A 13,743-nucleotide genomic window follows, 5' to 3' on the forward strand; every position below is an offset into this window, starting at 1 on the left:
CCTGCGGTTCCCGTCGCGGCCGATCCCGTTGCCCTGATGCGTTCTTAACGACAAACCGTTGATCCTTGGCTTCTGAGCAACGAATTCCGAAGGAAAACTGCTATTGACCTGCGGAACGCGTCGGTATTGCATGACGCGCTGGGAGCACCGGAACCATCCACCACACCTCGTCCGGAGGCGATACCGCTCCCGCGCTCTGACACCGCACCTGTTGATCGGAACCCGACTCGATGACCGACACGCTCAGCGCTCCCCAGGCGCTCGCCCCCGCGACCGGCCCCACCCCGCAGAAGCTCAAGCGTTCCATCGGTGTCGTCGGAGGGACCCTGCTCACGCTCTCGTGCGTGACACCGGCCTCCACCCTCTTCGTGGTCGTGCCCGACCTGTTCTCCAGCCTCGGTACCTTCACCGCCCTGACCATCGCCATCGGCTCGCTGCTCTGTGTCGCGGTCGCCTTCTGCTACTCGGAGCTGGGCACCCTCATCCCCAGCGCCGGCGGTGAGTACGCCATGGTGTCGACGATGGCGGGCCGGCTCGCCGGCTGGCTCGTGTTCGTGCTCTCCCTGCTCGTCGTGATGATCGTGCCCCCGGTCATCGCCATGGGGACCGCCGACTACCTGGCCCCCCTGGTGCACATCCCCGCCTCCCTCGCCGGTGCGGGGGTCATGCTGCTGGCCACCCTCGCGGGCCTCCTCGACCTGCGCGCCAACGCGTGGATCACCGGGATCTTCCTGGTGCTGGAAGTGATCGCCGCAGGTGTCGTCGCCATCCTCGGGTTCGCCCACTCGGAGCGCGGCGCCTCCGCGCTGGTGCACGGATCGGTGGCCTCACCGGGCGGTACGAGCTCGACCGTCACCGCCATGATGGTCGTCTCCGGACTCGCCATCGCCCTCTTCATCACCCAGGGCTTCTCCACGGCCGTCTACCTCTCGGAGGAGCTGGAGAACCCGCGGCGCAACGTGGCCCGCACCGTCCTCGCCACGCTCGCCATCTCGACGGCGGTCATCCTCGTCCCCGTCATCGCCATCACGGTGGGCGCCCCCGACCTCGCGGCCCTGACCTCCGGCGACCTCAGCGGCATGGTCGAGGCGTGGTCCAACTCGGCCGTGGGCACCTTCGTCAGCCTCTGCGTCGCCCTCGCCATCATCAACGCGGGCATCGTCATGGTCATCCAGAACTCCCGGGTGCTGTTCGCCTCCGCCCGCGACAAGGCATGGCCCGCCCCGGTCAACAAGGCCCTGTCCCGGCTCGGCCGGTTCGGTTCGCCGTGGGTGGCGACGCTCGTCGTCGGGATTCCGGGAGCGGCCCTCTGCTTCGTCAACCTCGACACCCTGTACGGCGTCACGGGCGTCTCCGTCACCGCCATGTACCTGCTGGTGGCCGTCGCCGCCCTGCTCTGCCGCCGCGGCGCGCACCGCGGCGCACCGGCGTGGCGCATGCCGCTGTGGCCGGCGGTCCCGGTGCTGCTCATCGCCGTCCTCGCGTACATCCTGACCCAGCAGGAGGCCGAGTACCTGCTGTGGACCGGTGGGATCACCGCGGTCGCCACGCTCTACTGGGCCCTCTATCTGCGCCCCCGGCGCGCGACCCGGTGGCTGGTCAGCATCCCCGAGGACGAGCAGGCCTGAGGACCGGATCGCGGTTGATCGGGTGACTCCGGGCGGTCCTGCGTCATGCCGGGCCGTCCGGGCGGTTAGGCATGCCGGCATGACATGTGATTTCCCACCGAAGAACACCGGCCTCCTCCGCACCCACCGCCTCCGCGCGGCCGGCGCCGCTGGCGTCCTCCTGGCCGCGGCCCTGCTCACGGGCTGCGGCCAGGACAGCGCTGACACGTCGGCCGGCACGGCCACCTCGGAAGCCGCGCGCGCCGTACCGGAGCGGACGGCCACGCCCTCGAACAGCGCGAGCAAGAGCGCGTCGCCGTCCGCCACGCTGTCCAAGGACCAGCAGGAACGCAAGAAGCTCCTCGACTCCACCAAGATCACCTTCGACAAGGCCATCACCACGGCCGAGGGTGCCGTCGCGGGCAGCAAGCTGATCGAACTCGATCTGCGGGGCCCCGGGGAGTCGGACGACGACACCGATGAGAGCGCGTCCCCGAGTGCCAGCGCCAGCGCCAGCGCGAGTGCGAGTGCGAGCCCCTCTCCGTCGGGGACAAGCGCCTCGCCCAGCGGCGCGAGCGCCTCGCCCGCCGCCACCGGCCCGGAGTGGGTCGCGGCCGTCGCCGCGAAGGACGGGACCGAGCACACAGTGCGCATCGACGCCGTCTCCGGCAAGGTGATCCAGTCCGTCGAGGATCAGGGTCAGGACTCCGCGGAGAAGACCCGCACGGCCGACTGGATCGCCCAGGCCAAGCAGACCCCGCAGCAGGCGGCGACGACCGCGACGGACAAGAAGAAGGGCACCGTCACGTCCGTCGACCTGGACGACAACGACAAGAACGTCCTCACCTGGTCCGTCGAGGTCGTGGACAAGAGCTGGAACGAGACCACGTTCGGCATCGACGCGGCCACCGGCTCCATCACCAGCGAGGAAACCGACACCCACTGACCCGGATACGTTCCGGCACGCCGCACGGAAGACTGCCCCCGGTTCGCACGGACCGGGGGCACTTCACTGCGCGGCGTGCGGCCCGACTCAGACTGACTCCGAGTGCGCCTCCACCGCCTCAGGCCCGGTCTCCGGCTCCGCCTCCGGATCCGACGACTCGAACTGGGTCCGGTACAGCTCCTCGTACCGGCCGCCCGTGGCCAGCAGCTCGGTGTGCGTCCCGCGCTCGACCACCCGGCCGTCCTCGACGACGAGGATCAGATCGGCCGCCCGCACGGTCGACAGCCGGTGGGCGATCACCACGGCGGTGCGCCCCTCCAGCGCTTCCGCCAGGGCCTCCTGTACGGCAGCCTCGGACGTGGAGTCGAGGTGCGCGGTCGCCTCGTCGAGGATGACCACCCGCTGGCCGGCCAGCAGCAGCCGGGCGATGGTCAGCCGCTGGCGCTCCCCGCCGGAGAGCCGGTAGCCGCGTTCGCCCACCACGGTGTCGAGCCCGTCGGGCAGCGAGGCCACCAGCCCGTCCAGGCGGGAGCGCCGCAGCGCGTCCCAGATGTCGTCCTCCGTGGCCCCGGGCCTGGCCAGCGTCAGATTGGCGCGGACCGATTCGTGGAACAGGTGCCCGTCCTGGGTGACCATGCCGAGCGTCTCGCGGATCGACTCGGCCGTCAGATCGCGCACATCGACGCCGTTCAGCCGTACGGCACCGGAATCGGCGTCGTACAGCCGGGGCAGCAGCTGCGCGATCGTCGACTTGCCGGCGCCGGAGGATCCCACCAGAGCGACCATCCGGCCGGGCTCGGCACGGAAGGAGACCTCGTGCAGCACCTGCGTACCACCGCGGGAGTCGAGCGTCGCCACCTCTTCGAGTGACGCGAGGGAGACCTTGTCGGCGGACGGATAGCCGAAGGAGACACCGTCGAACTCCACGGACACCGGACCCTCCGGCACCTTGCGGGCATCCGGCTTCTCGGCGATCAGCGGCTTCAGATCGAGGATCTCGAAGACCCGCTCGAAGCTCACCAGGGCGCTCATCACCTCGACCCGGGCACCGGCCAGCGACGTCAGCGGGGCGTAGAGCCGGGTGAGCAGCAGGGCGAGGGACACCACCGCACCCGCCTCCAGGCTGCCGCGCAGCGCGTAGTAGCCGCCGAGTCCGTAGACGAGCGCCAGCGCCAGTGCGGAGACCAGGGTGAGCGCCGTGATGAACGTGGACTGCGCCATGGCCGTACGGATGCCGATGTCACGGACCCGGCGGGCGCGGGCGGCGAACTCGGCGGACTCGTCGGCGGGACGGCCGAAGAGCTTGACGAGCGTGGCGCCCGGAGCGGAGAAGCGCTCGGTCATCTGGGTGCCCATGGCGGCGTTGTGCGTGGCCGCCTCGCGCTGCATCTGCGCCATGCGGGAACCCATCCGGCGGGCCGGCACGACGAACACCGGCAGCAGGACGAGCGCGAGCAGCGTGATCTGCCAGGAAATGGTCAGCATCACGGTCAGCGTCAGCACCAGGGTCACCAGGTTGGAGACCACGCCGGACAGGGTGTTGCTGAATGCGCGCTGCGCCCCGATGACGTCGTTGTTCAGCCGGCTCACCAGCGCACCGGTACGGGTCCGGGTGAAGAAGGCCACCGGCATCCGCTGGACATGGTCGAAGACGGCCGTCCGCAGGTCCAGGATGAGGCCCTCGCCGAGCGTGGCCGAGAGCCAGCGGGTCAGCAGACCGAGCCCCGCCTCGGCCACGGCGATCACGGCGATCAGCAGCGCCAGCCGGGTCACGGTGCCGCTCTCCTTGCCCTGCACGATCGCGTCCACCACATGGCCGGCCAGCACCGGCGTGGCCACCGCCAGCAGAGCCATGACAATGCTCAGCAGCAGGAAGCGCAGGAGCTCACGCCGGCGCGGCCGGGCGAAGGCGGCGATCCGGCGCACGGTGGCCCGGGAGAAGGGTCTGCGGTCCTGCTGGGCGTTCATCGCACTGTGCAGCGATGACCAAGCGGTGACTTCCATACTCATGCGGTGCCTCCGGGGTGCGAAAAAGCCGACGCGGCTCCCGGTGACCGGACACGGACCGGGGCGCAGAGAGAACGCTATGAGCTCAAGCGGACTTGAGGTCAACGGGCCTCCCGGCGTCCGGCGCAGGATCTCATGCCTCGCCGGGCGGCCCGGCCGGCTGGAACGCCGGGGACGCCCGGAAGCACCGGATCCGCCCTCGCACGGTCATTCCCGCACGGACGCCACGACGACGTGCCAAGATCGAAAACCGGGGAGAAGCGCAGGCCGGACGTGGTGCGCGCCCACTCCTCGGTGCGGTCGGCGGCGGCGCTCGCGCACCACGTAGAATCGGCCCCTGTTTCCGGCCGAACGATGGCAGACACAACCGATTGAGGCACTTCGACGTGAGTTTCACAGACAGCACCGACGCACCGATCTATGCCGGTCTCGTGGAGGAACACGGGGATGTGCCGGCCGAGGTACGCCGGGTGGCTGAGGAGACCCTGCGCGAGGCCGACCGGGCCATCGACTTCAGCGATGTACGCAGGGCGGCGGCGTACCGGTAGCGGCGGGCCGGGACCGCCTGGGCGGCTTCACCTCGGGTGACACGGCGGCGGCACACAGCCTTCCTCGCCTGCGCTGGCAGAACGCCCCGCCCGCCCCCTGATCTTCCGCGTCGAAGCGGGGCACACCTCTGTGCGCCCCGCCTCCGTCACGACGTCTCGCACTGCGGTCCGGGCTCTCCCGTCGGAGCATGGAACGAACAGTCGGCGACGACATCGGGACGAAGGGATGCCGGATGGGTGGTGAACGGCATGAGCCGCCGCCGGACGCGTTCGAGGCCGAACTGGACCAGATCGAAGCCCTGAACCGGATGGAGAGGCCCCGCCCCGGCTCCCCGGCCGGGCAGGCACCGGCCGGCGGGAGCCCGGCCGGTGGGACGGAGGAGGCCAGGCGCCGTGACTCCCTGCTGCTCTCCGCCGGGCACGCCGTCGCGGAGGCCGACTCCCTGGACGACGCGCTGAAGCTGGTGGCCGCTCTGTACGCCGCCGGCTTCCCGGTCGACGGCCAGTGTGTGTTCGGCACCGGCGAGGGCACCCTGAATGTTCTGGGGCAGTACGGATTCCGGCCCGGGGGAGCCGACCGGGGGTTCCGGATGCCGATGACGACCGGCTATCCGGCCGCAGAGGCGGCGAGAACGGGGCGGGCCGTCTACCTCGCCTCCGCCGAGGAGTACCGTCGGCGCTTCCCGGCGACCTGGCACGTGTCCGAGCGTAAGGGCCGCGAGGCATGGGCCTTCCTGCCGCTCGTGACGGCCGGGCGGGTCACCGGTGTCTGGCTGGCCGCCTTCCGTGCTCCGGTGGCCTTCACGCCCGCCGAGCGTGCTCTGCTGACCGCGACCGGCAGGATGATCGCCCAGGTCCTCGAACGCGCCCGGGCCGGCAGGACGGAGCTGGAGCTCTCCCGGGGTCTGCGCCACAGCATGCGCACCGCGGGTCCGGCCCTGACCGGACTGAGCGTGGCGACGCGCTATGTGCCGACCGGGGGAGGGCTCATGGTCGGCGGGGACTGGCACGACAGCATCGACCTGCCGAACGGGCGGCTGGCCCTGGTCATCGGAGACGTACAGGGACACGATGTGCACGCGGCGGGGCTGATGGCCCAGCTGCGGACAGCCGTGCACGCCTACGCCGCCGAGGGACACGGCCCGGACGCCGTACTGGCACGGGCCTCGCGCTTCCTGACCACCCTCGACGAGGACCGCTTCGCCACCTGCCTCTACATCGAGGCCGATCCATCCACCGGCGACCTGCACATCGCGCGGGCCGGACATCCGCACCCCGTCCTGCGCACACCGGACGGCACCTGTCTGATCAAGCACGTCAGCGGCGGCCTGCCGCTGGGACTGATGCCCGGCGAGGAGGACTATCCCGTCGACATCGTGCGCCTGCACGACGACGAGATCCTGATGCTCTGCACGGACGGGCTGATCGAGAACGGCGGCCACGACATGTACACCGGCTGGGTCCGGGTGCGCGACGCGTTCTCGCCCGGACCCGTCGAGGACCTGGAGGGCATGGCCGACCGGCTCATGGCGGCCGTGCTCAGCCCCGAACTCCAGGCGGGCGCCGCCGCACGCGACGGCGACGACATCGCCCTCCTGCTCCTGCGCCGCGACTCCGGACAGCCGCAGGAAGAGGTCAGCCGGCGGCGGCTGATGCTGACGGTGGGCCAGGACCACGGCGAGGGGCTGTCCGAGGCCCGGGCCGAACTGAAGGCGCTGCTCTACGACTGGGCGCGGCCGGACCAGGTGGACACCGCCGTGCTCCTGGCGACGGAACTGCTCGGCAACGTACTCGTCCACACCGACCAGGACGGCGCCCTCAACGCGTACGTCACCGGGGAGACCGGCCGGCGCCGGCTGCTCGTCGAGGTCATGGACCGCGGCGACGAACTGCCCCACCAGCGCACCCCGGGGGAACTCGCCTCGTCGGGACGGGGGCTTCTGCTCCTCGACATCCTGGCCGACCAGTGGGGCGTGCGCCCCGAACCCGAGGGCAAGACGGCCTGGTTCGCGCTGACCGAAGCGCCTCCGGCGGACGCCGGGGACACCGCTGCGGGCTGACCTCGAAGATACGTTCCCTCACACCGCGCAGCCACGACTCCCGTCAGCGGCCGGGAAACGACCGGCTCCCCGCGCGGAATCCCGCGAGGGGAGCCGGTCGTTTCCGCGCCCGGACACCCGGCTCAGCGGAACGCGCGCGCGTACTCATGGAGGAACAGGGCCTCCACATGCGCCATGTGCTGGATCTCGGTGGGGTCGACGCTCTCGTTGGGGGCGTGGATGAGGCACTTGGGCTCCTCGACCCCCATCAGGATGATCTCGGCCGCCGGATACGCGTCCGCGAGGACGTTGCAGAGCGGGATGGAACCGCCCTGGCCCAGGAACGTCATGGGCTTGCCGTACACCGCCCGCATCGCCTCGCCCAGAGCCCCGTACGCGGCACCGTCCGTGGCCGCGCGGAACGGCGAGCCGCTGGACTCCGGCTCGACCTTCACCCGCACCCCCCACGGCGCACCCTTCGTCAGGTGGTCGGTCAGGGCGGTCCGGGCGGCCGCCGCGTCCGTGCCGGGCGGGATCCGCAGACTGACCCGCGCCCGGGCCGTCGCCGGCACCGCGGCCGCCGAACCGACCACCGGCGGGCAGTCGACGCCGAGCACGGTGACGGCCGGGCGGGCCCACAGCCGGTCGGCGACGGTGCCCGTGCCGGTGAGGGGCACGCCGTCGAGGACGCCCGCATCGGCACGGAACTGCTCCTCGTCGTAGCCCGCGCCCTCCCAGCTGCCCGAGGCGTCCAGGCCGTCCACCCGGGTCGCGCCCGTCTCGGGATCGCGCAGGGTGGAGAGCAACTGGATCAGGGCGGCCAGGGCGTCGGGAGCGGGGCCTCCGAACATGCCGGAGTGGACCTCGCCCGCCAGGGTGTCGACGCTCACCACGACGTTCACGAGCCCGCGCAGCGAGGTGGTCGCGGTGCCGACGCCCACAGCCGCGTTCCCGGTGTCGCAGACCAGCAGGGCGTCGGCGGTGAACAGTTCGCGGTGCGCGGCCACGTACTCCTCCAGGCCGCCGGTGCCCTGCTCCTCCGAACCCTCGGCCACGAACTTGAGGCCGACGGGGATGTCGTCACCGAGCGCCCGCAGCGCGGTGAGGTGCATGACGATGTTGCCCTTGCAGTCGGCCGTGCCGCGCCCGTACCAACGACCGTCCCGTTCGGTCAGGGTGAACGGCGGCGTGGTCCACGCGTCGTCGTCCAGCGGCGGCTGGACGTCGTAGTGGCAGTAGAGCAGCACGGTGGGGGCGCCGGGCGGGGGCGGGCGGTGCCCGATGACCGCGTTGCTGCCGTCGGGGGTCTCGACGAGGTGCACGTCGTGCAGCCCGGCCTCGGTGAAGGCGTCGGCGACCCACTGTGCGGCCCGTCGGCACTCCTGCGGCGGGTACTGCCGCGGATCGGCGACCGAGGGGATGGCCACCAGTTCGGTCAGATCGGCCTGCGCGCGGGGCATCAGCCCGGCGATGCGGCCGGCGAGTTCGTCGGTGGTCATCAGCGCCTCACAGTGTCGTCGGTCTTGAGGTCGTCGATCTTGTCCTGGATCGTGTCCAGCTTTTCCGGGCAGTAGATCTCCACGATCTTGGCCTCGGCCCGGACGGTCTCGGTGTCCGAGATCACGGGTCGCATGCCGGGGCCCGTCGCACCGTTGGCCAGGTTGATCTTCCACAGCGCGGAGTTCAGTGAGGAGCCGGGATCGGCGCAGACCTGGCCGCCGTCGTTGCCCAGTGCCTGCTTGAGGGTGCCTACGTCCGGGCGGGGATACCCGGCGGCCTCCGCCGCGTCAGCGAGCTGTTCGGCCTTCTTCGTCGCCTGGTTGTCGGTCTTGACGGCCTGGTAGCGGATGACACCGACGACGGCGAGCGCCACCAGGATCACGATCGCTCCGACGTACACCCAGCGGTGCTCCGAGGCGAATCGGGTTCTGCTCATGACAGTGCCTCCTCACCGGCCGCGGCGGCTTCCGTACGCCAGCCGGGCTTGCGCAGTCTCAGGAACAGCCACGGGATCAGCAGGCCGAGGATGAGGAGCCCGCCGCCGATGATCGCGACGTAGACACCGACGCTGCCGCCGCCGAACTGCGAGGGCGGTACGAAGCCGATGGCGAGGGCCGCGACGGAGGCCAGCAGGCCGACCACGCACAGTACGTTCAGCGCCGGGACCCGGTAGCCGCGCGGGTGGTCAGGCTGGGTCTTGCGGAGCCGCATGGCCGCCACGAACATCAGCAGGTACACGATCAGATAGACCTGCGTGGTGATGGTGGAGAAGATCCAGTAGACGTTGGAGACGTTGGGGATCAGCGCGTACATCAGGGCGATGACCGTCGTCACCACACCCTGGGTGACCAGGATGTTCTGCTGGATCCCGTTCTTGTTGAGCCGCTGGAGGTACGGCGGCAGATAGCCCTCGGCGCGGGAGATCTCCAGCAGGCCCTTGGACGGGCCGGCCAGCCAGGTCAGCATGCCGGCCAGGGAGGCGGACACCAGCATCACCGCGGCGATCGGGGTCATCCAGCCGACGTGGAAGTGGGCGAAGAACGCGTCGAAGGCCTGCATCACGCCGGCCGTCAGGCTCAGTTGGTTCGCCGGGACCACCCAGCTGATCGCGAGCGCGGGCAGGATGAAGATCAGCAGCACCAGACCCATCGCGAGGAACATCGACTTCGGGTACTCCTTCGCCGGGTTCTTCAGCGAGGAGACGTGGACGGCGTTCATCTCCATGCCGGAGTACGACAGGAAGTTGTTGACGATCAGGACGAGGCTGGCGAGCCCGGCCCACTGGGGGAGAAGGTGCGACGAGGTCATCGGCGCGGCCGAGGAGTTGCCCTGCCCGAGGAAGACCATGCCCAGCACGACCAGCACGGTGCCGGGAATCAGGGTCCCGATGACGAGACCCCACGAGGAAAGACCGGCCAGCGCCTTGGTGCCCCGCGAGGAGACCCAGACACCGGTCCAGTAGAGAACCATGATCACGATCGCGGTGTAGAGGCCGTTGGAGGCCAGGGCCGGATCGATGACGTACGCGATGGTCGAGGCCACGAACGCCAGCAGGCTCGGATAGTAGAAGATCGTCATCGCGAACTGGCACCACACCGCCAGGAAGCCGAGCGGCTTGGACAGTCCCTCGCTCACCCAGCGGTACACACCGCCGGGCCAGCCGGACGCCAGCTCGGCCGAGACCAGGGCGGTCGGCAGCAGGAACACGATCGCGGGGATGAGGTAGAGGAAGACGCAGGCAAGTCCGTAGACGGCCATGGTGGGCGCCGCCCGCAGGCTCGCCACCGACGCCGTGGTCATCAGGGCCAGTGTCAGCCAGCTGAGCCTCGGCGCGGCCGGCCGGGCCCGGGCCACGGGGCGCGCCGATTCCTTCGGCAGATCAGCCGGCATGTCCATCGCGCTCATGCATACCTCCGGTCGCAACGCCACAGGTGCGGGACGTCTAGATCGTCAGCCTCCGGCGAGTGGCCCGGGTTCGCGCGCGGAGTCACCCGAACGGGTGGCAGCCCCGCTGCCGGCGGCGGCCGTGAGGTACGCCCCGGGACCGGCCGCCGGCCTCACGAACGACGGCCGGTCCCTGTAGCGGCTGCGTCACCGGGGAATCCAGGCCCGCCACTTCCGCTCGTTCGCGTCCACCCACTTCTTCGCCGCGTCCTCGGGCGACATCTTCCGGTCGGCGATCATCAGGGCGACCTCGTTCTGGTCCTGCGTGCCCCAGGAGAACTTCTTGAGGAACCGGGCCGCCTTGCCGCCGCTGCCGGCGAAGCGCGCGTTGAGGTACTTCTTCAGCGGTGTCCGCGGATAGGCGCACTTCACCTTCTTCGCGTCGGCGTCACAGCCGTCCTTGTACGCCGGCAGCTTCACCTCCGTCATAGGCACCTTCTCGAACAGCCACTGCGGGTTGTACCAGTAGGTGAGGAACGGCTTCCTTCCCTTGGCGAACTGCTTGATCTGGGTGATCTGCGCCGCCTCGGAGCCGGAGAACACGACCTGGTAGTCCAGGCCCAGATTCTGTACGAGCGCCTTGTCGTTGGTGACGTAGGACGGGGAGCCGTCCAGCAGCTGGCCCTTGCCGCCGCTCTCCGCGGTGCGGAAGCTGCCGGCGTACTTGTTGAGGTTGCGCCAGTCCGTGACGTCGGGGTGCGCCTTCGCGAAGTACGCCGGGACGAACCAGCCGATGTGGCCGGTGACCCCGAGCTCCCCGCCGGAGATGATCGTCTTCTTGTCCGTGACGTACCGGGCCTCCTGGTCCGGATGCCCCCAGTCCTCCAGGATGGCGTCCACCCGGCCCTGGCTGAGGGCGTCCCAGGCGGGAACCTCGTCGATCTGGACGGTGTCGACGCGGTAGCCCAGCTCGTGTTCGAGGAGGTACTGGGCCACGGCGACATTGGCCTGGGCACCGACCCACGACTGCACGGACAGCGTCACCGTCCTCGCGCCCTGTGCGTCGGCGAACGGCGAGGCCTGCTGTGTCATGTCGGCCGCGCCGCAGCCGGTCACGGCCACCAGCGCGGTGACGGATGCGAGCGCGACGAGGGGTATGCGCGTACGAGCCATGTCAGGCCCCCTTTCCGGAGCGGCGCCCGGTGGGCTGCGTGACGCGGTCGAGCATCAGGCCGAGGAGAACGATCGCGGCGCCGGCGACGAGCCCGGTCGCGAGGTCGCCCTGGGCGAGGCCGAACACCGCGGAGTAGCCGAGCGCGCCACCGCCGACGAGACCGCCGATGACCACGACGGCGAGCACCAGGACGACGCCCTGGTTGACCGCGAGGAGCAGCGCCGGGCGGGCCAGCGGCAGCTGGACCTTGAGGAGTTGCTGGATGCCGGTCGCGCCCAGGGAACGCGAGGACTCCATGGTGACGGGGTCGACGCCGTTCATCCCCCGCGTGGTGATGCGGACCACGGCGGGCAGCGCGTAGATGACGGCGGCGGCCACCGCCGGCGCGCGGCCGACGCCGAACAGGGCGACGACGGGGATGAGGTAGACGAACTGCGGCATCGTCTGGAACACGTCGAGTACGGGACGCAGCACCCGTTCCACCCGTTCGCTGCGGGAGGCGGCGATACCGGTGGCGAAGCCGGCCACCAGCGTCACGGCGACGCCCGCCAGTACCTGGGAGAGCGTGTCGAGCGCCGGGTCCCAGACACCGAGTACACCGATGGCGGCCATCGCGAGGACGGCGGTCACGGCGGTGAGCCAGGTGCCGATCAGCATGGCGAGCACGGCGATGAGCAGGAGCACCGCCCACCAGGGAAGCCACTGCAGACCGTCACGCACGGGGTCCAGGACCCAGGTGGTGAAGTGCGCGGCCCAGTCCGCGGTGCCGCCGATGACCGGTACACCGGAGTACAGGTGGCCTGTCATCCAGCCGACGGCCCTGTTCACGGGCTCGGCGATGCCGACCGTCCACCCGGTGGGCCAGGCCGTTGCGGACAGGAGGCGGGCCGCGACGGCGGCGACCACGGTGCCGGCCACCGCGACGGCCGGGCCCAGCCGTGCCGGCCCGGCCGGCGTCGCGGAGCCGATGCGTTCCCCGGCGGCGCAGGTGACCCGGTCGAGCACCACGGCGAGCAGCACGATCGGGACCCCGGCCGCGAGCGCGGCGCCCACATCGACGGAGGCGAGCGCCTGGTACACACGGTCACCGAGACCACCGGCGCCGATCACCGAGGCGATGACGGCCATCGACAGGGCCATCATGATCGTCTGGTTGAGGCCGAGCAGCAGCTCCTTGCGCGCCAGCGGAAGGCGCGCTGTCAGGAGCCGCTGCCGGCCGGTGGCGCCGAGCGAGGCCGCGGCCTCCATGACACCCGCGTCGGCGTCGCGCAGCCCGAGAGCCGTCAGCCGGGCCATCGGCGGCGCCGCGTAGACGACGGTGGCCAGGACGGCGGCGGGCACACCCATGCCGAAGACGAGTACCACCGGCAGCAGATAGGAGTAGGCCGGCATGACCTGCATGGTGTCGAGTACCGGCCGCAGCATGCGCAAGACGCGGTCCGACAGCCCGGCGGCCAGGCCCAGAAGCGCGCCGAACGCCACGGAGACCAGGACCGCGACAGTCATCAGCGCGAGGGTCTGCATTGTGGGCACCCACATACCGAGCAGCGCGCAGACCAGGAAGGCGGCGACGGCGGTCAGCGCGAGTCTGACGCCCGCGACCCGCCACGCGATCAGCCCGGCGGCCGCCGTGACACCGGCCCATCCGGCGGCGAGCAGGACCAGGTAGACACCACGGACCGAGAGCACGATCCCGTTGCTGATGTGCCCGAAGAAGTAGAGGAACAGCGGGTGCGTGTCGCGGTTGTCGATGATCCAGTCGCTGACGTCGCCGAGCGGCCCCGTCAGGTCGACGGTGAGGTCCCCGGGCCACGCGCCACCGCCGACGAGAACGGTGCCCAGCACCAGCAGCACGGCCGCGCCGGCCAGCAGGAAACCGGTGCGATGCCGTGCGAGGGAAGCACGGAGTCCGGCGGCAGCGAGCCGGGGCGCCGGCGCGGGGGTGACGGTTGCGGTCATCGCCACCACTCCCCGCCCATGACAGACCTGCCCGCGGGCTCCTCACGCGGCAGCGCCGCGGCGGCCCCGCGCGCCGGCG

The 13,743-nt window shown here is 70.8% G+C and carries 10 protein-coding genes; 4 read left to right on the forward strand and 6 right to left on the reverse strand.

Translation table 11 applies throughout. The features are described from left to right. Positions 1–230 precede the first annotated feature (230 nt). Together OG782_RS35565 and OG782_RS35570 are read left to right on the forward strand one after the other, a co-directional pair. Positions 231–1,628: an APC family permease gene (locus OG782_RS35565; RefSeq protein WP_406458224.1), complete on the forward strand. Its 1,398-nt coding sequence runs from the start codon at positions 231–233 to the stop codon at positions 1,626–1,628. A 79-nt stretch (positions 1,629–1,707) separates the two neighbouring features. Beyond that, positions 1,708–2,553, forward strand: coding sequence for a PepSY domain-containing protein (locus OG782_RS35570; RefSeq protein ID WP_406458226.1), 846 nt, complete (start codon positions 1,708–1,710; stop codon positions 2,551–2,553). Positions 2,554–2,640: 87 nt separating this feature from the next. Here the strand turns inward: OG782_RS35570 and OG782_RS35575 are convergent, their stop codons facing one another. Next, positions 2,641–4,563, reverse strand: coding sequence for an ABC transporter ATP-binding protein (locus OG782_RS35575; protein ID WP_406458228.1), 1,923 nt, complete (start codon positions 4,561–4,563; stop codon positions 2,641–2,643). Positions 4,564–4,946: 383 nt separating this feature from the next. Here OG782_RS35575 and OG782_RS35580 point away from each other — a divergent pair, with 383 nt between their 5' ends. Both OG782_RS35580 and OG782_RS35585 read left to right on the forward strand, forming a co-directional pair. Continuing rightward, complete coding sequence (locus tag OG782_RS35580; RefSeq protein WP_326733509.1) at positions 4,947–5,108, forward strand: hypothetical protein; 162 nt, start codon at positions 4,947–4,949, stop codon at positions 5,106–5,108. A gap of 188 nt (positions 5,109–5,296) precedes the next feature. Then, positions 5,297–7,168 carry a SpoIIE family protein phosphatase gene (locus tag OG782_RS35585; RefSeq protein WP_406458230.1) on the forward strand — a complete coding sequence of 624 codons (1,872 nt, stop codon included), beginning with the start codon at positions 5,297–5,299 and terminating at the stop codon, positions 7,166–7,168. Positions 7,169–7,290: 122 nt separating this feature from the next. Here OG782_RS35585 and OG782_RS35590 read toward each other — a convergent pair whose 3' ends face one another. The 5 genes from OG782_RS35590 to OG782_RS35610 form a co-directional block, all read right to left on the reverse strand. Beyond that, entirely contained in the window at positions 7,291–8,646 is a 1,356-nt protein-coding gene (locus OG782_RS35590; protein WP_406458232.1) for a dipeptidase, read from the reverse strand. After that, positions 8,646–9,083, reverse strand: coding sequence for a hypothetical protein (locus OG782_RS35595; RefSeq protein ID WP_406458234.1), 438 nt, complete (start codon positions 9,081–9,083; stop codon positions 8,646–8,648). The genes OG782_RS35590 and OG782_RS35595 overlap by 1 nt, the downstream gene beginning before the upstream one ends. Further along, positions 9,080–10,552, reverse strand: a complete 1,473-nt coding sequence (locus OG782_RS35600; protein WP_406458236.1) for an APC family permease — start codon at positions 10,550–10,552, stop codon at positions 9,080–9,082. Before OG782_RS35600 ends, OG782_RS35595 begins: the two co-directional genes overlap by 4 nt. Before the next feature lie 186 nt (positions 10,553–10,738). After that, on the reverse strand, positions 10,739–11,704 hold the full coding sequence (locus OG782_RS35605; protein ID WP_406458238.1) for an ABC transporter substrate-binding protein: 966 nt from the start codon (positions 11,702–11,704) through the stop codon (positions 10,739–10,741). Between the two features lies 1 nt (position 11,705). Next, positions 11,706–13,664 carry an ABC transporter permease gene (locus OG782_RS35610; protein WP_406458240.1) on the reverse strand — a complete coding sequence of 653 codons (1,959 nt, stop codon included), beginning with the start codon at positions 13,662–13,664 and terminating at the stop codon, positions 11,706–11,708. Positions 13,665–13,743 lie beyond the last annotated feature (79 nt).

Source organism: Streptomyces sp. NBC_00876, assembly GCF_045207435.1.
In the GTDB taxonomy this organism is placed as follows: Bacteria; Actinomycetota; Actinomycetes; order Streptomycetales; family Streptomycetaceae; genus Streptomyces.

What these genes read in the sequence shown, in the direction of transcription:
- OG782_RS35590 (WP_406458232.1), bottom strand. Translation starts at nt 8,646, where the DNA reads ATGACCACCGACGAACTCGCCGGCCGCATCGCCGGGCTGATGCCCCGC.
- OG782_RS35585 (WP_406458230.1), top strand. Translation starts at nt 5,297, where the DNA reads ATGGAACGAACAGTCGGCGACGACATCGGGACGAAGGGATGCCGGATG.
- OG782_RS35600 (WP_406458236.1), bottom strand. Translation starts at nt 10,552, where the DNA reads ATGAGCGCGATGGACATGCCGGCTGATCTGCCGAAGGAATCGGCGCGC.
- OG782_RS35575 (WP_406458228.1), bottom strand. Translation starts at nt 4,563, where the DNA reads ATGAGTATGGAAGTCACCGCTTGGTCATCGCTGCACAGTGCGATGAAC.
- OG782_RS35565 (WP_406458224.1), top strand. Translation starts at nt 231, where the DNA reads ATGACCGACACGCTCAGCGCTCCCCAGGCGCTCGCCCCCGCGACCGGC.
- OG782_RS35610 (WP_406458240.1), bottom strand. Translation starts at nt 13,664, where the DNA reads ATGACCGCAACCGTCACCCCCGCGCCGGCGCCCCGGCTCGCTGCCGCC.
- OG782_RS35605 (WP_406458238.1), bottom strand. Translation starts at nt 11,704, where the DNA reads ATGGCTCGTACGCGCATACCCCTCGTCGCGCTCGCATCCGTCACCGCG.
- OG782_RS35570 (WP_406458226.1), top strand. Translation starts at nt 1,708, where the DNA reads ATGACATGTGATTTCCCACCGAAGAACACCGGCCTCCTCCGCACCCAC.
- OG782_RS35595 (WP_406458234.1), bottom strand. Translation starts at nt 9,083, where the DNA reads ATGAGCAGAACCCGATTCGCCTCGGAGCACCGCTGGGTGTACGTCGGA.